Consider the following 18,113-nt stretch of genomic DNA (forward strand, 5'->3'; position numbering starts at 1 on the left):
GGGGCCTTCCGCCGTACACGGACCCTTCACAGAACCCGGGTAACGTCGCGCGGATCCGTCGCCGGTCGAGTCCGGAGCAGCCCCCCATGAGCGCAGCCGCCACCTTCGTACGCGCAGCCCTGGCCAGACCCGAGCCCTCCCAGCGGCCGGTCCGCAGCTTCGGACCGGCCGCACTGGCGCTCGGCCTGGCCGTGTTCGGCGCGGCGCTGGCCTCCTACGTCCTCGTCGTGCGGGCCCACCCCGACCGGCTGTGGTCCCCGACCGACCTCCAGGTCTACTACTGGGGCGGCGCGACGGCCCGGCACACCCCCCGCGTCTACGACTTGGACTTCCACATCGGCACGTTGGGGCTGCCGTTCACCTACACGCCCTTCGCGCTGGGCGTGTTCATGGTGCTCTCCCGGCTGAGCCAGAGCACGGTCCAGTGGCTCGTCGCCTGCGGCAGCATTGCGACGCTGGTCCTGTCCACGTGGCTGGCCTGGGGTCTCGCCGGCTACCGCCGCAACGCCGGCCGCCTCGGCGCCGCGCTCACCGTCGCCGGGCTCGCGCTGTGGACCGAGCCGATGATGCAGAACCTGGCGTTCGGCCAGGTCAACGTGTTCCTGATGGTGCTGGTCCTGCTGGACTTCACCCAGCGGGACCGGTGGTGGTCCAAGGGCGTCGGTGTCGGTCTCGCCGCCGGGTTCAAGCTGGTGCCGGCGATCTTCATCGTCTACCTGCTCGTCACCCGCCGCCTGCGGGCCGCCGCCGTCGCGGCCGGGACCTTCGCCGCCACCGTGGTCGGCGGTTACCTGGCGCTGCCGCGCGAGGCCCACCGCTACTGGCTCGACGGCCTGTTCGACGACGCCTCCCGCATGGGCGTGGCCAGCTATGTCGGCAACCAGTCCCTCCAGGGCCTGCTCGCCCGCACGCTCCGTCTCGACGTCGCCGGGGTGAAGCCCTACTGGCTGCTGGCCGCCCTTGCCGTCACGGCGGTGGCCCTGCCTCTCGCGGCCCTGGCCCACCGGCGGGGTGAGGAACTGCTCGGCGTCGCGACGACGGCCCTGCTCGGTCTGCTGGTCTCGCCGATCTCCTGGTCCCACCACTGGGTCTGGATCGCGGCGTTCCTCGTCGCGGGCGGCTGCCTGCTGCACGCGCGCCGCGCGCGCTGGTGGGCGTGGCTGCTCGCGGGCGGCCTCTACCTGCTCTGCTTCGCCTGGCCGTCTCTCGCCTACTCGGACCGCCCCGCCGGGCCCGTCCTCCCGAACGGCCTGATCTGGCTGGTCCCCTACGGCCCCCGCGACGTGGAGTACCACTGGCACGGCCTGGACCACCTGACCGGCAACCTCTACCCGCTGCTCGGGCTGCTGCTGTTGGCCGGCCTGGCGGTGCACCTGCTGGGGGCGCGGTTCCCCGCGCCCCTGCGTCGTGCCGCTACCTCACTCCTCTCCCGCGAGGGTCAGCCGCGTCAACCGTGACGCCGCGAGCCACGCGCCGCCCAGGGTGGCGACGAGCAGCAACGGCACGGCGGTCGGCAGGTGGACCGAGGAGCTGATCACACCCGGGGAGGCGATCTTCTCGCCGATGGACAGCGCCCACTGATGCACGCTCAGTGTCTGCGCTCCGGGCACGTACTGCCCGACGACCGTCTCCCACAGCAGGGCGTACATCAGGCCCCACACCACCGCGTGCCGGGAGACCACGCCCAGCAGCAGGAAGAGCGCGCTGTAGGCGACGCCGGCGATCAGCGCGGCGATCGTGTAGCCGAGCGTGAGGTTCTCGTAGGTGCCGAAGAGGATCAGCCCGGCGAAGTACGTCGGCAGCGCCGCGAAGACGACCGAGCAGCCGACGGCGACGACCAGCTTGGAGATGATGATCTTCCACCGCGGCTGCGGCTTGGACAGCAGGTAGATGATCGAGCCGTCGTCGATCTCGGGCCCGATCGCGCCCGTCCCGGCGACGAGGCCGACGAGCGGGACCATCGTGCCCAGGGCGAGGCCGCCGAGGACGTTGGATGCGGTGCTCTCGTCCTGGCCTGCGATGGCGCGGACCAGGACGGAGAGGGCGAGCAGCAGGACGGGCAGCGCCAGCAGCAGGAGGCCCCGGCGGCGGCCGAGCAGGCCGCGCGCGGTCAGCCGGGCGACGGTGACGTTCATGGTGGGGTCTTGGCCTTCCCTAGCGTGGCTACTTGGCGGCGACGAGGTAGGAGAAGACGCTCTCCAACGACTCGTCGGCCGGGGAGACGGTCAGCAGGCGGATGCCTGCCTCCTTGGCGACGCGCGGCACCAGCTCGGTGAAGCGGTAGAAGTCGACCGCCTGGATCTGCAACTGCTGCTCCTTCAGGTCCAGCTCGATACCGGCCGTGGACGCGTCGGCGATCAGCGCCGCGGCCAGCGCGCGGTCGTCGCTGGAGCGGACGGTGTACCGGTGCGGGCGGTCCGTCATCAGGCGGCGGATCTTGCGGTAGTCGCCGGAGGCGGCGTGGCGGCCTGCCACGATCACCTCGATGTGGCGGGCGAGCTGCTCGACCTCCTCCAGGATGTGGGAGGAGAACAGGACCGTCCGGCCCTCCGCGCCGAACCGGCGCAGCAGCTCCATCAGCTGCATCCGCTGGCGCGGGTCCATGCCGTTGAAGGGCTCGTCCAGCAGCAGCACCGCCGGCTCGTGCACGAGGGCCGAGGCCATCTTCACGCGCTGCTTCATGCCCTTGCTGTACGTGGAGACCTGGCGCTCCTGGGCGTACTCCATCTCCACCGTGGCCAGGGCGCGCTTGGCCGCGGCGCCCGGATCGGGCAGGCCGTGCAGCTCGGCGTTGGCGAGGACGAAGTCCCAGCCGGTGAGGAAGTCGTACATGGCCTCGCGCTCGGGCACGAGCCCGATCTGCTTGTAGGCCTGCTGGTTCTTCCAGATCGGGGTGCCGTCGAGGGTGACGGAGCCGGAGGACGGCGGCAGGAAGCCGCTCATCATGTGGATCAGGGTGGACTTGCCGGCGCCGTTCGGCCCCAGCAGGCCGGTGACGCCGGGCTCGATCGTCATCGAGACGTCGTTGACCGCGACGACGTTGCCGAACCAGCGGGAGACCCGGTCGATGCTGATGGTGGTCATGTGCTGCCTCCTCAGATCTTCCGGTAGCGGCGGACGAGCAGGACGAAGGCGCCGGCGGCCAGCACCGCGATCTCGGCGAGGAAGGCGACGCCGCCGAGCGTGGTGGGCATCTCCGCGACGTTGCCGCGCAGCGGCAGGTCGAACATCCACGAGACCGTGGAGTCGATCAGGAAGCCCGGGTTGAGCATGGCGACCCAGAACGACGCGGCCTGGTGGCCGGTCACGTGCATGACGCCGCGCAGCGCGCCGGAGACGCCTGCCGAGACCATGAACAGCGCGATGATCGCCGCCACGCCGAAGCCGCGGCGGGGTGTCAGCGAGGCGATCAGCAGGCCGAGGCCGGCGTAGACGAGCGAGTAGAGCGCGGCGGCGACGACGCCGAAGGCGAAGTGCTTGGTGTTGTAACCGAAGTCCATCGACCCCAGCATCGAACCGATCCACATGATCAGCATCGGCAGCATGGTGAGGATGAAGACGGCGGAGACCATCGCCGCGTACTTGGCCCGCACGTAGTCGCTGGAGCGCAGCGGCCGGGAGAAGTAGAGCGGGACCGTCATGAACCGCAGGTCCCGCGAGAGCAGCACCGGCGCCTGGGCGGCGGTGAACACGGCGGTGACGAACTGGAGGTTGGTGAGGTACTGCGGGTAGTCGACGGGCAGCTTGCCCATCTTCACGTAGATCGAGACGGCCACGATGATCAGCGCGGGCACCGCCATGATCACGGCCATGGCCATCGGCAGGATCTTGGACTTGCCGGACCGGCCCAGGCCGAAGGCGCCGCGCAGGCTCGAGGTGTAGAGCGAGCGGGTGGCGTAGCCGACACCCAGCCGCGGCCCCTCGTAGTGGCGGTAGCCGATGTCGTGGATGACGTCGAGGCGCCCCTCGGGCGCGTGCGTCTCAGACATGAGCGACCTCCTCGGCCTTGTCGGCGCCGTCCGTGGCGTGGGCGCCCGCGGCGAACACCTCGGAGATGTGGTGACGGCGCTGCTCCAGCCGGACCAGACCGACGCCCAGCTCGGCGACCGCGTCCCGGATCACGTCGTAGACCTCGTCACCGTTCAGCTCCACCAGCAGCACGTGGCCGGAGTCGGCGCCGACCGTCAGCCCGGCCTCCGCCAGCCGCGCCCGCAGGGCGGCGTTCACGTCGAAGGCCGGATCGTCCTGGCGCTCCGTCACCTCGACGGCGAGCAGCGAGGTGGCGGCGGTCAGATCGGCGGTGGAGGAGCTGCGCAGCAGCTTGCCGCCGTCGATCACCACGACGTGGTCGCAGGTGCGCTCCAGCTCGCCGAGCAGGTGCGAGGTGACCAGCACGGAGATGCCGAACTCGCGGTGGACGCGCCGGATCAGCTCCAGCATGTCGTCCCGGCCGACCGGGTCCAGCCCGTTGGTCGGCTCGTCGAGCAGCACCAGCTGCGGATCGTGCACGAGCGCCTGGGCGAGCTTGACGCGCTGCTTCATGCCCGTCGAGTACGTGCCGATGGGCCGGTAGCGCTCCTCGTACAGGCCCACGTGCCGCAGGATGTCGGCGGTGCGCTCGCGCGCGGCCGTGGCGGGCAGGCCCGACATCCGGGCCATGTGCACCACGAACTCCGTGGCGGACACGTCCGGCGGCAGGCAGTCGTGTTCGGGCATGTACCCGACCCGCTCACGGATCGCGCCGCCCTCGGTGGCGACGTCGAGCCCGAGCACGCGGGCCGTGCCCTCGGTAGCCGGGGCCAGCCCCAGCAGGATCTTGATGAGAGTGGACTTACCCGCGCCGTTCGCCCCGACCAGACCGACCACTCCGGGCTGCACCTCGACACTGAGGTGGTCCAGAGCGGTGACCCGGGGGAACCTCTTGGTGAGGTTATCCGTAGTGATGACAGCCACAGGACGACCCTAGCCACACCGTGGCCCCGGTCACATCAGGTTCGTGGCTGACTTTTCCCTAGCCCAGGGATGTATCCGCGGGGGTGTTTCCCCTAGGGGATGCACCCCCGCGGTATCAGGGTTCCACGCAGGCTCAGCCGCCGAGCAGCTGCATCTGCAGGGTCAGCGCCTGCTGGAAGTCGACCTGGTTGACCGCCTTGGGGTTGGTCATCACCAGCAGCCCGGTGATGTCCTCGTTGGAGAAGATCGCCACCCGCACGGCGGGCCCGACCTTCCCCGCCGGGCGGTTCGCGGTGTAGGCAACGCCGGGGACACGGGCGTTCAGCGACGAGTCCGAGCTGTCCACCGTCAGCTCCGGCGCGACCGCGGGATGCATCGTCATCTCGGCGTTGAACACCGCCTGGCTGCTGTCGGCGCTGCGGAACGCCAGGAGGTAGACGGCCGCGTGCGTGCCGTCGGGCATCCGCCATGCGGTCGCGGCGACGTGCCGCGCGCCGTTCTCCGCGAACCCTTCGGACGCGTCCGCCGGACTCGTGAAGAGCTTGGCGTAGTCAGCGAGGGACACCCATTCCCCTCCCCTGGCCCCCGGGTAGGCGGGATCCGCGACGGCGCCTGCCGGCCGCGGCAGCAGCAGCTGCCGGGTGTCCGCCGCGTGCATCACGCTGCCGCCCGGCGCACCGCTCGGCGCACCGCCCGCGTTCGGCCCGAGCGCGCCCGGCGGCAACTCGGGCAACCGGAGCGCAGGGTAGACGTACCGCCCGTCCGCGGGCGTCGCGAGCCCGGGCACGTCCGTGCGCTCGGGCGCCATCACGGCGAACGCCGTGCCCGTGCCGACCCCGAGGCACAGCACGGCGGCGATGCCCCAGCGCACCACCGTCCGCGTGCGCCCGCGGGGGCGCAGCCACGAACCTTTCGCCCCGCCGACGAGAAGCTCGGTCGACACCGCCGACGACTCGACGGGCTGAGCCGACTCGGCGGGCTGAGCCGACTCGGCGGGCTCTTCGGCTGATGCGGGCGCAGCCGACTCGACCGCGGGCGCGGCCACCGCTGCGACGACCGGGTCGGCGGCAGCCTCCGACGCGGTGCCGGCCGCCTCGGCCGGGCGCTCGGACATCCCGGCCATGGGCTCGGCAGTCGGCTCGCCCGGCTCCTCACCCGACTCGGGCGCGGCCGACCCAGGTCCGGACGTGAGCACGGCGGCCGGCGCGGCCGACGCCTCGGCCGGGCGATCGGGCGTCTCGGCCGGGCGATCGGGCGTCTCGGCGGCGGGCTGGTTCTCGATCGGGTCGCTCATATCTGGGCCGCCGGAATCGCGAGTCGGGACAGTTGCTGCTCCATGAGGGACGCGACGGCCTGCTGGTCGAGCGGCGCGGGGCCGTACGCCTGGACGGTGATGAGGATGTCGCCCACGTAGTCGTCGCAGTCGAGCCGGTCCAGCGGGTCGTTCGGGTCGGTCGCCAGCAGGTAGCAGTGCGCCTCGGGGTGCCCCGTGATGGTCGGGCCTGCCCGGAAGGCGCCCGTCTGGTCGGCGATGTACTTGCCCAGGCTGGCCATGCCCTTCGCCGTCTGCTGGTTCTCCTGGAGCAGACTGACCTTGATCACCAGTTGGGCGTTGTCGGTGTAGGTGCGCACCGCGTAACCGAGCACGTGGTCGAGGTCGAGCTGGTTGGCCAGCTGCCGCCGCTCGGAGGTGCCGAGATCCGCGAAGTCCTTGTTGAACGTCTTCAGGTACTGGTCGTGCGTCAGCACCGTGTTGTCGCCGTCGCCACCGTCGTCCGGGCCGTATCCGTACCCGTCCGGGACCGGCAGCAGCAGGTCGCTCAGGGAGCCGAAGTGGTCCCCGTCGCTGTGGGCTCCGTAGCCCGGCTTCGCCGGGGTCGCCGCCGCACGGGCGGTCGGCCGTGCGGTGGTGTGGTCGCGCAGGCCGAAGTAGCCGACGGCGGTTCCGGCGCCCACGGCGGACAGGACGAAGGCCGCACCCAGCGCGACGAGCCGGGGCAGGCGCCCGGTCGACGGCTGCGGCGCCGCGGCCACGGCGTGGTCGTCGGTCACAGTCGCTCCATCTGGTTCTCCAGGAGGGTCAGCAGCGGCCCGGGGGCGATCCGGTTCGGCGATTCCACGTAGATCACCACGCACACGTCGCCGTGGCCGGCGTAGCCGAAGCCGCGGTAGTAGCCCGAGCCGTCGTCGTGGTGGAGCTCCTTGGGACCGGCGTAGACGCCGAACTCCGACGTCGTGTGCGGGAACGCGAGCGCCTGGGCCGCGCCGGTGTCCGTCGTGGCGTACTGCTCCTGGTCGAGGATGAACTGGTCGACCGACGCCTCCTGGTCGTGCCGGTACTGGATCAGGTCCACCTCGTAGGAGACGTCGCCCTGCATCCACGTCTGCACCGCGGCGCGGCGGAAGCCGTGGGAGAGCTGGTACTTCATCTCGGCGTCGGGCTTGGTGAAGTCGGACGACAGGTCGTACAGGTCGTACCAGCCGTCATCGCTGCGCGGCACGTCCCAGGGCTTGGCGCCCGAGGGGACCGGCACCAGCAGCTTGGTCAGGTCGCCGTCGGTCTTGACCATGTCGTCCTCGGCCGCGGTCAGCGCCGGGGCGGCCCGGTGCGCCGTCGGGTAGGCGGGCTGGGTCACGGCCAGCGGTGGGAGCGGCGTCGGCTTGCGCGCGGCCTGGACGGCGTAGCCGGTGCCGGCGCCGCCCAGGACCCCGAGGGCCAGGGCAGCGGCCATGATCTTCACGGTCCGGCCCCGCGGACGCGGCGCGGACGCGACATCGGGCGCGGGCGCAGCATCGGGCACGGGCTCGACGTCAGGCGCGGCATCTCGCGCGGGCTCGACGTCAGGCGCGGCATCGGGCTCGGACCCGGGCTCGGGCTCGGGCGCAGGCGCGGCCTCGGACACGGGCTCGGCCGCCGCCTCCGGGCCCGGCTCGGCGGGCGTGGGAGTGCTCACTCTTCCTCCAGTTCTGTGGTCAGCGGCCGGTGCGGAGCAGCTTCTCCTCACGCTGCATCAGCGGCGTGAGGAGGGAGTGGTCGAGGGACCCGGTCCCCTGGATGTCGATCTCGTACTCGACGTCGCCGACGTGCGAGACGCCCATCAGGGTGCCGACGCCGCCGCTGTCGGACGGGTTGATCGCCTGTCCCTTGGCGTCGGAGATCCCGGAGACGTCGAAGCTGTCGCCGTGGCCGAAGGTCAGTCCGCTGACCCAGTCGGCGGCATGGCCCGCGCTGTCGAAGTGGATCAGGTGGGCGGTCACCGTGTACTGCCCGTCGTTGGTGCGGTAGATCCGGAAGGCACCGCCTGAGCAACCCAGTTGCTCGAGGATGCTCTTGCTGGTGGAGGCGTTCCCCATCTCCTTCGCGATGTCCGAGACGCTCTCCTTGGTGCCGTCGGTGTCACCGTAGGCCTCGGCGTCGTCGGGCACCGGCAGCAGGAAGAACCGGACGTCACCGCTGTGGGACGAGCCGCTCACGTAACCCTTGACGGTCGAGCTGGGGCTCGGCATCGGCGTGGGCGTGGGCGTACCGGTCGGCAGCGTCGGCGCGGCGCCGGCCGAGGCGGACGCGGAGGCCGACGCGGACGCACCCGGCGCGGACGCCGCCACGGCGACGCCGCCACCGCCGGTGTTCGCCGCGACCGCGGCCGAGGCTCCGGCGATGGCGAGCCAGACCACCGCCCCCACGGCGACCGTGACCCCCTTGCGCCGCTTCACCGGCGAGGCGACCTCGGCGTCGGCCTCGGCCTCGGTGCCAGCCTCGGCCGCGGCGTTGGAGTCGGCGGCGTTGGAGTCGGAGTCGGATATGTCGTCAGATTCCACGGTTCCCCCAGAGGACAGTCCCCGAAGAACGGGAGCATCCGGGCATGAGAAATTCCCCCACAGTGCACGATGTACGACGCAGGGCGGCGTGCGAGCGAGTCGGCAGACAGGGCCTGCGACCTGCGAGTATGCCGGTTCTCACAGGGGAGGCCAAAGTTGTTTATGTGATCGATATCTGCTGGTCGGTCACATCGCCCAAAGGGGAGCGGCATTCGCTGCAGGAATCTCCGGAAAGTCCTGATATCCCGCCCACAGGTGGAAACAGCGCGGCCCGGCCCCGGGCGTGGTCGCCGCAAGGGCCGGGCCGGCCGGGCAAGAGTCAGCCGAGTTGGGCCAGGCCCTCGGTCGCGATCTGCTCGAAGACGGCGAGGTCGTTCTCGAAGATCGAGTCCGGCACCGGCCAGTGGATCACCAGCTCGTCGATGCCGAGGTCCCGGTAGGTTCCGGCCCAGTCGACGAAGGCGTTCAGCGAGGCGAGGGGCTTCTCCGCCGTAGAGCCCTGGAGCAGCATCTTCTGGATGCCGCCGAAGTCGCGCCCCTCGGCGTCACAGGCCGCGCGGAGCTTGCCGAGCTGGGCCTCGATCACGGCGGGCGCCTGGTCGACCGGGACGTCGCCCGGACCGCGCGGGTCGCCGTAGGTGACCCAGCCCTGGCCGTACTTCGCGGCCAGCTTCAGGCCGCGCGGGCCGGTGGCCGCGACGTAGAACGGGACGCGCGGCCGCTGCACGCAGCCGGGGATGTTCCGGGCGTCGATCGCGGAGTAGAAACGGCCCTCGACGGTGGTCGCGTCCTCCGTGAGCAGCCGGTCCAGTAGCGGCAGGAACTCGTCGAACCGGTCCGCGCGCTCCCGCGCCGTCCACGGCTCCTGGCCGAACGCCGTGGCGTCGAACCCCGTCCCACCGACCCCGATGCCCACGGTGATCCGGCCGCCGGAGACGTCGTCGAGCGTCATCAGCTCCTTGGCGAGCGTGACCGGGTGGCGGAAGTTGGGCGAGGTCACGAGGGTTCCCAGGCGGATGCGCTGCGTAGCCGTCGCGGCAGCGGTCAGCGTGGGGACCGCGCCGAACCAGGGCTCGTCCCGGAACGACCGCCAGGAGAGGTGGTCATATGTGTACGCGGCATGGAAGCCGAGTTCCTCGGCCCGCTGCCAGATCTTCTGTCCCTCGCTCCACCGGTGGATGGGGAGGATCACCGTGCTCAGACGCATACTGCCGACCCTACGAGGCGGCCGGCCGCCCCCGCATCCCGCCGCAGTACCCATCCAGGTGAACCGGTGGCGTGTCGAAGACCTGTACGGGACCATGCAGTAGCGTCGGGGTGCTAATGACAAGCGCGGATCGGTTAGGGAGGTGCCGCGTGTCGTACGAGCCCAAGCTGGCTGCCGCGTTGTCCGGAGCCACCCTTCGGCAACTGTCACACTGGCGGCGTGCCGCTGGTGTCCGTGGCGCAGTCCTCGTGCCCGAGATCTCGGCAGCACGGCCGATCCTTTATTCCTTCCGTGACGTGGTGGCGCTGCGTGCCTGTGTGCGCCTGCGCCAGGAAGCGTCCCTCCAAAAGATCCGGCAGGCCCTGGACACCCTGCGTGACGGAATGGACGAGCGGGAACACCTCTCCACTTACCGCTTGGTAGCAGGCGGCGACACGATCTACCTCGCTGATCCCGAGCATGCTGTCGACCTGGTGCACCGCAAGGGCAACATCGTCATCCACGACATGGTCGACGTACTGGCGCCGTTCTACCGAGGCGGCCGGATGATTCCAGACCTCCTCGAGCCACGGCCGCACGTCTCCATCAACCCGGCTGTGCGCGGTGGCGAGCCGGTGGTCGACGGTACGCGCATCCCGTCAGCCGAAGTCGCTGCCCTGCTACGCGACGGCGTACGTCCCGAGCAGATCGCCGACTACTATCCAGGCGTCTCGGCGGAAGCGGCCCGGGACGCAGCGGATTTCGCGAACTACGTGGACAGCTACACCGATGCCGAAATCCGGCAGGTCGCGTCTTGAGACTGCTGCTCGACGAAAACGTCCCACTGCCTATGGCGCGGATCGTTGGACTGCTGGTGAAGCAGCACGACGTCAACCATGTCGCCGTGCTGGACGGCTGGGCAGGCACGCTCGACGTCGACCTCTATGAACGAGCATCAGCCGCAGGCTTCGAAGTAGTCCTGACCAATGACACGAAGCAGTTGACCCGGCCGCTGGAGGTCGCCGCCATCGCCAAGTCCGGTCTCCACCGCATCGAGTACCGGCACAACCACAAGCACGGCGGCCTCGTCGGCATGGGTGCTGCCATCGCCACCGTCTGTGCCGGCCTACCCCATGCCCTGGACGAACTGGAACACGCGGACGGCCAGCGGCTCATTTCACTCAACGGCGTTGATCCTTCTCGGCAGAACCGGTTGCGGATCGTGGATCCGACGGCTGTTCCGCCGAAGTTCTGGCCCTCCTCAGCCATGTGACGGCATACAACGCGCCGATTGGCACAGAGCGATGGACCGCACCTGGAGGACAGCCCAAACCCACTCGGGGGAGCAAGCTACGCGACGGGCTATCGACGGCCATGGCTGCGACCGAGCAGTCCTCAGCATCCGCCGACCCAGCTCCACCATCTGATCGCCACGCAACGCACCGGCATGGATACATGCCGGTGCGGGTCTATGCCGCGACCGCTCCTCGTCCGGCGGCCGAGGACGTCCCGGGTCCGGGTCAGCGTAGGGCCGTTGACCGACTCGCTCAGAAGACCGCCGAAGGCGTCCACCTCGCGGACGACGATCGCATCGGGGTTCTCCGCCCGGACAAGATGGCCTGACTCGTTGTAGTCATAGGAGGTCACGCGACCGCCCGCATTCTTGCGGACCAGGTGGCCGACCAGGTCGTACGTGTAGTCCGTGGTAACACCCAGCGGCTCGGTGACCGCGGTGGCCTGTCCGGCAGCGTTCAACTCGTAGGCCAGGCGACGCCCCTGGAAGTCCGCTTGCCGACGAGTCTGCCTGCCTCGTCGTAGATGTACTGCCAGCTTCTCCCGAGCGCGTCGCTCACCTTCACGAGGTTCACGTCAGCATCGTGGGCGAAGGTCAAGCGGGAACCGTCGGGCGTGGTCCGCGAGGGTCTCGAAGTGGGTGTACTCGAAGGTGGCAGTCCGACCGAGCTGACCCCTGTAGGCGACCGCGTTCCCTTCGGGGCGGTATCACGTCGTGTAGCCGGAGTTGAGACCCACGTACGCCTCCGTCAGATCGCATCCGTAGACGGTGAACGCTCCGTCGGCGATGCCCAGGTCGACGCGGATGACGACCTCGTCGCCGCTGAGGTAGCGCGCCGCGCGGGTCAGTTGGGCGTCGTCCGGCTCCGCCGGGAACATCTCCAGGTCGCCGTAGTGGATGCTGACCCGGGCGGGGTGGATGTCGTGTTCGTCGTGGAGCTTGCCGACGGCCATGGCGACGCGGCCCCAGTTGGGGTCGGCGCCGTGGACGGAGGTCTTGACCAGCGGGGAGTTGACGACGGCCTTGCCGACGCGCTTCGCCTGGGCGTCGTCGCGGGCGCCGGTGACCTGGACCTCGACGAGCTTGGCGGCGCCCTCGCCGTCGGAGGCGATGTCGCGGACGAGGGTCAGCGCGGCCTGGTGCAGGACCCGTTCGAACTCGGACTCGTCGACCGGTCCGGCCAGGCCGTTGGCGAAGACGGCGGCGGAGTCGCTGGTGGAGGTGTCGGTGTCGATGCTGAGGGCGTTGAAGGTCCGGTCCACGACGCGGCGGAAGAGCGCGTCCAGGGTCGCGGGGTCGACTGCGGCGTCGGTGAAGAAGAAGGTCAGCAGCGTCGCCATGTTCGGCTCGATCATGCCGACGCCCTTGGCGATGCCGACCACGACCGCGTCGCCGCAGCGCAGGTGGACGGACTTGCTGCGGGTGTCGGTGGTCATGATGGCCGCGGCCGCCGCGTCGAAGTCGGCGGGCGGCAGCGGGGACGGGATGGCCGCGATGCTGGCCCGCAGGGAGTCCATCGGGTAGGGGCGGCCGATGACGCCGGTCGAGCCGATGACCAGTTCCTCCGGCTTCACGCCGGCGGCCGCCGCGGCGAGGCGGCGGACCTCCTCCGCGTTGGCCGCGCCCACCCTGCCCGTGGCGACGTTCGCGTTGCGGGCGACCACGACCATGCCGCGGCTGGCCTGGGCGGCGGCGTCGGCGCGGCTCAGCACCACGCTCGGCCCGGCGAAGCGGGACCGGGTGAAGAGCGCCGCGGAGACCGCGGGGACCTCGGAGACCACCAGCGCGAAGTCGTGCGCCACGTCCTTGAGGCCCATGTTGGCGGTGTAGGAGCGGAAGCCCAGGGGCAGCGGGGCAGGCGGATTCGTCATGACATGAAGAATAGCTATGCATGACTGCGCATGCCCATGCGTTTCACGAGTCGGGATGCCGCACCTGGTCCCGGTAGTCGTACTGCGTGTAGGGGTAGTTCGGGCGTTCGTAGGCGAACGCGGAGCGGTCCGCCCCCGCCGCCTCCGCCAGCCAGGCCTCGGCCAGCGGCGGTTCGGCCGGCATCGGGGCCGGGATCGGGATGTTCGTCAGCCGCGCGCCCGGTGCCGCGTGGGCGGAGCCCGCGACGGGCGACGCGGGGGCCGTCGGAACCTGCAAGGAGCCGTAGCGTTCCATCCGCTGCCAGCGCAGCCGGGCCCCGGCCACCGCCGTGACCGCGGACTGGATCACCACCAGGTACATCAACTGCCGGTAGACGAACTGTTGCAGCGGCAGGCTCCACAGCGGCCCCAGCCGCTCCCCGTCCAGCCGGAACGCGTACCCGCCCATCAGCAGTTGCAGCAGCAGGAAGGCGAACCAGAGCCCGAGCACGTGCCACGGGTCGAGGAAGACCAGCCCGTACAGCGCGAAGATGTCCACCACCGGTGCCAGCAACGGCAGCAGCACCTGGAAGAGCAGCAGGTAGCCGAGGCCGCGACGGCCCAGCTTGCCGGCGGCTCCGCGCTGGACGACCGCGCCGCGGTGCTTCCACATCGCCTGCATGGTGCCGTAGCACCAGCGGTAGCGCTGCCGCCACAGGGCGCCCAGCGAGGCCGGAGCCTCCGTCCAGGCCACCGCGTCCTCCTCGTAGACCACCCGCCAACCGTCGCGGCAGAGCGCCATGGTGAGGTCGGTGTCCTCCGCGAGCGTCTCCTCCGAGACGCCGCCGACGCGCTCCAGCGCCCCGCGACGGAACGCGCCGACAGCGCCGGGGACCGTCGGCATGCACTCGGCGAGGTCGAACAGGCGGCGGTCCAGGTTGAACCCGACGACGTACTCGATGTGCTGCCAACGGCCCAGCAGCCCGCCCCGGTTGACCACCTTGGCGTTGCCGGAGACCGCGCCCACGCGCGGGTCGGCGAAGGGCTGGACGAGGTGCCGGACGGTGTCGGGCTCGAAGACGGTGTCGCCGTCGACCATCACCAGCAGGTCGAAGGACGCCTCGGCGATGCCGGTGTTGAGCGCGGACGGCTTGCCGCCGTTCTCCTTGCGGATCACCCGCACCCCCGGCAGGCCCAGCGACTCGGCGAGGTCGGCCGTGCCGTCCGTGGAGCCGTCGTCCACGACGAGGATCTCCACCGGGTGGTCCTGCGCGACCAGCGAGCGCACGGCCGCCTCGATGCCCGCGCTCTCGTTGTAGGCGGGCACGATGACGGTGGCCGGCTCGGTCACCGGATCCCCCCAGGCGTACTGCGTCCACCTCTTGTGACGCCGGGCCGCCACGACGGAGACGACCGCGCGCAGGACGCTGAGGACACCCGCCGCGATCATGAACCAGCCGATGGCGGTCAGCAGCCAGTGGCTCAGGCGCAGTACCCAGATCAGCGAGAGACCCAGCCAGTGGTCGGTGGCAGACGCCCTGGTCATCGGCGCGGCCAGGCCCGTCGTCGCGCTGACGGTGCCCACGGTCAGGCCCTCCGCCTGGTACTGCGTCAGCAGTGCGTCCAGCGCTGCCACGGACTGCGAGCGGTCGCCGCCCGCGTCGTGCATCAGCAGGACCTGGCCGGGCGGGAGCCGCTTCGGGTCGACGCGGACGCCGGGCGTCGTGCCGGCGACTGTGCCGTTCCGGATGATCCCCGCGACGCCGGGGCGCTTCCAGTCCTCGGTGTCCTGGGTCGTCAGGACCGTCAGGTAGCCCTCGCGGCCCGCCTGCTGGATCGCCGCCCAGTCGGCGTCGTCCACGGAGTCGTTGCCGGCCGAGTACGGCGGTCGCAGCAGCGTCGTCGTCTCACCGGTCGCGCCCGCGACGGCCAGCTGCGCCTCGCGCAGCTGGAGCGTGCGCTGCCACGCCGGGATCAGCCCCAGGTTCGGGTGGGTGAAGGTGTGCACGCCGATCTCGTCGCCGGCGGCGAGGACCTGCCGAGCGAGGTCCGGGTGCTCGGCGACGTTCTCGCCGATCTCGAAGAACGTGGCGTGGACGTGGTGCTTGCGCAGCACCGCGAGGATCTGCGGGGTCCAGGTCGGGTCCGGGCCGTCGTCGAAGGTCAGCGCGATCGTGCCGGGGCGCGGCCGCGCAGTGCGCGCCGCTCCCCCGGCGCCGCCCTGCGGGGAGATCACCGGGCCGCCGTCGGCGACCGAGGCCGGCACCTGCCCCGACGGACCCTGGACCAGACCCGCGCCGTCCGGCGTGCTGCCGAACATGTGCTGGGTGTAGCCCTCGATCAGCAGCGCCAGGGTCAGCGTCACCGCCATGGTCCCGAGCAGCAGCCAGTGCGTGCGCAGCGGAACCCGGCGTACCGACCCGCGCCGACCGCCGCGACGGCCCTTGCCGCCCTGGCCCTTGTTGCCCTGGCCCTTGTTGCCCTGGCCTTTGTTGTCCTGACCCTTGCTGCCGTGGCCCTTGCCGCCGTGGCGCGCCGCCCGGCGGGACGGGGAGGAGTGATGGCTCATCAGGCTTGCGCTTTGGCCTTCTTGGTCGGGCGGTGCGAGGCCCCGGGCGGGACCGCGGTGTGCGTGCTGTGGCCGTGCGAGGCGCCCGTGGCGGGTTGGGTGGCGCTCGGTGTGGCACCCGCCGTCGGCGTGGCGCCGACCGAGACGCCGGGCGTCGGCGCGGTCCCGCTCGCGCCCGTCGCCGTCCCACCGGTGCCCGAGCCGGTGCCCGGGCCGCCGGCTCCGTCCTGGCCTTGAGCGCCGCCGCGAGTGACCGAGTGCGGGCCGCCACGAGGTCCCGGCGCGGCGTGCGGGCCCGCAGGCAGCGGGAGATAGGGGCTGTTGACGGTCGGTCCGCCGAGCAGCGTGCTCACCAGCAGCCCGACGTAGGCCACCGCCGGAACGACGAGGATCCGTCCGACGCGCCGCACGCGGCGCTGACGTCGCCCGCTCGCGTCGACGAAGACCGGCCGCTCCGGGACCCGCCGATCGGGGGGCGTCGGCACCATGTCGACCGTATCGCCGGCCGGGCTCGTACCCGTCTGCACGAGCCTGGACCTTAGCGTTCCCGGGCCTGTTTGACCACGCCTGTCCGCACGCGAGGAGCCGGGCCTGGCTTCCCCCCGGTCGGGGGGAGGCCAGGCCCGGCCGGACGGCGGGGTCCACCGCGACCAGCTCTCACCCCAGCGGCACGGGCGGCGCGGGCTGCTGCGCCGCGTCCGGACCGACGTCGCGGGCCATGCGCCGTCCCGTCGCCTGCCGGATCCCCGCGTCCTGACGCTCCAAGCGCTCCAGGCGCTCGGCGTGCCGCTCCTGGTCCTGCTCCCGCCTCTGGTCCCGCTCCACGTCCTGGTCCTGGATGACGGCCGGGACGCCGCGCAGGCGGCGGACCACCAGGCCCGCGCCGAGCAGCAGCGCCGCCCCGCCTGCGGCGACGACGGCGTGGAAGCCGTCCACGAAGGCCTGCTGCGCGGCCGCGTCCAGCGCGTGGCCGAGCTGCGCGGGCAGCGTGGGCGCCACGGCGACGGCTCCGCCGATCGACTCGTGCGCGACAGCGGCGGCCTGGGCCGGGACACCGGCGGGAGGCGTCACCTGGTGCCGGTAGACGGCGGTGAGCAGGCTGCCCAGGACCGCGATCCCGAGCGCGCCGCCGAGCTCCGTCGCGGTCGACTCGACCGCGCTCGCCGCGCCCGCCCGCTCCTTCGGCGCGCTGGCCAGCATCGTGTCGCCGGCGATCCCGAAGACCAGTCCGATGCCGAGGCCGGAGACGAACATGACCGCCCCCATGACCCAGTAGTCGGAGGCCACGCCCACCAGCAGGTAGCCGAAGCAGGAGAGCGCCATCAGCACCAGCCCGACGCCGACCGCCCTGGCCCGGCCGAGCGCCCGCAGGGCCACCGGGCACAGCGGCCCGGTCACCATCGCCCCGAGCGGCCCCAGCAGCAGCGCGAAACCGGTGCCCATCGGCGAGTAGCCGCGCACGTCCTGGAAGTAGAGCGAGGCCGCGAGCGACTGCGCGGCGAGCGCGAAGATGCTCAGGGTGTTCGCGGCGACCGCTCCGGAGAAGCCCCGGCCGCGCAGCAGCGCGACGTCGACCAGGGGGTGCGCGGCCCTGCGCTGCCGCAGGACGAACCCGACCAGCAAGGCCGCACCGAGCGCGGCGCAGATCCACACGTCGGGCCGGCCCACGCCGTCACGGGCGGCGGTCTTCAGCGCGTAGACGGCGGCGACGACGCCGAAGCAGGACAGCGGGACGCTGCGCCAGTCGATCGGGCCGGGGTCCGGGTTGCGCGACTCGACCAGCAACACCGAGCCCGCGGCCAGCACCAGCGCCATCACCGGCACGTTGATCAGGAAGACCGAGCCCCACCAGAAGTGGTCCAGCAACGGTCCGCCGACCACCGGCCCGAGCGCGAAGCCGCCGGCGGCGACGCCACCGGAGATGCCCATCGCCAGGGAGCGCTCCTTGGGATCGGTGAAGGCGTTGCGCACCAGCGACAGCGTCGACGGCATCAGCGTCGCCCCCGCAACGCCCTGCAACGCCCGCGCGGCGATCAGCCAGCCGGCACTCGGCGCCTCGGCGGTCAACGCCGAGGCGAGGGCGAAGCCGGCTCCGCCGAGGAGCAGCAGGCGCTTGCGTCCGAAGCGGTCGCCGAGGCTGCCCATCACGATCACCAGCCCACCGAGGGCGAAGCCGTAGGCGTCGGCGATCCACAGCAACTGGGTGCTGCTCGGGTCCATGTCCCGGACCAGGTGCGGGAAGGCGAGGTTGACGACGGTGTTGTCGATCCCGAGCACGAGGGAGGCGACGCAGCAGACGGCGAGCGTGCCCCACTTGCGGGCCGCTCCGAGGTTCTGTGGCGAGGTTCGCGAAGTCATGCCCCGACGGTCGCGCGCGGCGCGCACCGCACCCTGACCGTCTGCGCACCGCATCCTGACGGGCCTGGCGGCTCCACGCCGGTT

The 18,113-nt window shown here is 71.5% G+C and carries 16 protein-coding genes and 1 pseudogene; 3 read left to right on the forward strand and 14 right to left on the reverse strand.

Translation table 11 applies throughout. The annotated features are described in order from the left end of the window. Positions 1-86: 86 nt before the first annotated feature. Positions 87-1,457, forward strand: coding sequence for a glycosyltransferase 87 family protein (locus TR50_RS06330; protein WP_052440784.1), 1,371 nt, complete (start codon positions 87-89; stop codon positions 1,455-1,457). On the opposite strand, the gene TR50_RS06335 is transcribed toward TR50_RS06330, so the two are convergent. From TR50_RS06335 to TR50_RS06375, 9 genes and pseudogenes are all read right to left on the reverse strand, one after another. Next, entirely contained in the window at positions 1,419-2,135 is a 717-nt protein-coding gene (locus TR50_RS06335) for an ABC transporter permease (protein WP_042415694.1), read from the reverse strand. The two genes, TR50_RS06330 and TR50_RS06335, sit on opposite strands and share 39 nt — an antisense overlap. A gap of 28 nt (positions 2,136-2,163) precedes the next feature. After that, positions 2,164-3,018, reverse strand: a pseudogene (locus tag TR50_RS06340) (ABC transporter ATP-binding protein); the annotation flags it as partial. 77 nt (positions 3,019-3,095) lie between these two features. Beyond that, positions 3,096-3,989: an ABC transporter permease gene (locus tag TR50_RS06345; protein WP_042415701.1), complete on the reverse strand. Its 894-nt coding sequence runs from the start codon at positions 3,987-3,989 to the stop codon at positions 3,096-3,098. After that, the gene (locus TR50_RS06350) at positions 3,982-4,953 is read right to left on the reverse strand and encodes an ABC transporter ATP-binding protein (RefSeq protein ID WP_042415704.1); all 972 of its coding nucleotides are present in this window, start codon (positions 4,951-4,953) and stop codon (positions 3,982-3,984) included. The genes TR50_RS06345 and TR50_RS06350 overlap by 8 nt, the downstream gene beginning before the upstream one ends. 133 nt (positions 4,954-5,086) lie before the next feature. Then, positions 5,087-6,247 (reverse strand): hypothetical protein, encoded by a 1,161-nt coding sequence (locus tag TR50_RS42335; RefSeq protein ID WP_052440785.1) that lies wholly within the window; start codon positions 6,245-6,247, stop codon positions 5,087-5,089. Continuing rightward, entirely contained in the window at positions 6,244-7,005 is a 762-nt protein-coding gene (locus tag TR50_RS06360) for a hypothetical protein (RefSeq protein WP_042415707.1), read from the reverse strand. Before TR50_RS06360 ends, TR50_RS42335 begins: the two co-directional genes overlap by 4 nt. Beyond that, a complete protein-coding gene (locus TR50_RS06365; RefSeq protein WP_052440786.1) occupies positions 7,002-7,907 on the reverse strand; it encodes a hypothetical protein in 906 nt (301 codons plus the stop codon). The genes TR50_RS06360 and TR50_RS06365 overlap by 4 nt, the downstream gene beginning before the upstream one ends. 19 nt (positions 7,908-7,926) lie before the next feature. Further along, complete coding sequence (locus TR50_RS46525; protein ID WP_042415710.1) at positions 7,927-8,772, reverse strand: hypothetical protein; 846 nt, start codon at positions 8,770-8,772, stop codon at positions 7,927-7,929. A gap of 319 nt (positions 8,773-9,091) precedes the next feature. Then, a complete protein-coding gene (locus tag TR50_RS06375) occupies positions 9,092-9,979 on the reverse strand; it encodes an LLM class flavin-dependent oxidoreductase (RefSeq protein ID WP_042415713.1) in 888 nt (295 codons plus the stop codon). Between the two features lie 149 nt (positions 9,980-10,128). On the opposite strand from TR50_RS06375, the gene TR50_RS06380 reads away from it, so the two are divergent. Both TR50_RS06380 and TR50_RS06385 read left to right on the forward strand, forming a co-directional pair. After that, positions 10,129-10,776, forward strand: a complete 648-nt coding sequence (locus TR50_RS06380; RefSeq protein ID WP_042415716.1) for a DUF433 domain-containing protein — start codon at positions 10,129-10,131, stop codon at positions 10,774-10,776. After that, positions 10,773-11,231, forward strand: coding sequence for a PIN-like domain-containing protein (locus tag TR50_RS06385; protein WP_042415720.1), 459 nt, complete (start codon positions 10,773-10,775; stop codon positions 11,229-11,231). The genes TR50_RS06380 and TR50_RS06385 overlap by 4 nt, the downstream gene beginning before the upstream one ends. A 122-nt stretch (positions 11,232-11,353) precedes the next feature. Here TR50_RS06385 and TR50_RS06390 read toward each other — a convergent pair whose 3' ends face one another. From TR50_RS06390 to TR50_RS06410, 5 genes are all read right to left on the reverse strand, one after another. Continuing rightward, positions 11,354-11,713: an RHS repeat domain-containing protein gene (locus tag TR50_RS06390; protein ID WP_042415724.1), complete on the reverse strand. Its 360-nt coding sequence runs from the start codon at positions 11,711-11,713 to the stop codon at positions 11,354-11,356. A 246-nt stretch (positions 11,714-11,959) separates the two neighbouring features. After that, a complete protein-coding gene (gene argJ / locus TR50_RS06395; protein WP_042415727.1) occupies positions 11,960-13,123 on the reverse strand; it encodes a bifunctional glutamate N-acetyltransferase/amino-acid acetyltransferase ArgJ in 1,164 nt (387 codons plus the stop codon). A gap of 43 nt (positions 13,124-13,166) precedes the next feature. Continuing rightward, positions 13,167-15,671 carry a bifunctional polysaccharide deacetylase/glycosyltransferase family 2 protein gene (locus TR50_RS06400; RefSeq protein ID WP_201776797.1) on the reverse strand — a complete coding sequence of 835 codons (2,505 nt, stop codon included), beginning with the start codon at positions 15,669-15,671 and terminating at the stop codon, positions 13,167-13,169. Then, a complete protein-coding gene (locus tag TR50_RS06405) occupies positions 15,671-16,156 on the reverse strand; it encodes a hypothetical protein (RefSeq protein ID WP_152648282.1) in 486 nt (161 codons plus the stop codon). The genes TR50_RS06400 and TR50_RS06405 overlap by 1 nt, the downstream gene beginning before the upstream one ends. A gap of 172 nt (positions 16,157-16,328) precedes the next feature. Next, positions 16,329-18,029: an MFS transporter gene (locus TR50_RS06410; protein WP_084699862.1), complete on the reverse strand. Its 1,701-nt coding sequence runs from the start codon at positions 18,027-18,029 to the stop codon at positions 16,329-16,331. Between the last annotated feature and the right edge of the window lie 84 nt (positions 18,030-18,113).

The organism is Streptacidiphilus anmyonensis, from assembly GCF_000787855.1.
Lineage (GTDB): Bacteria > Actinomycetota > Actinomycetes > Streptomycetales > Streptomycetaceae > Streptacidiphilus > Streptacidiphilus anmyonensis.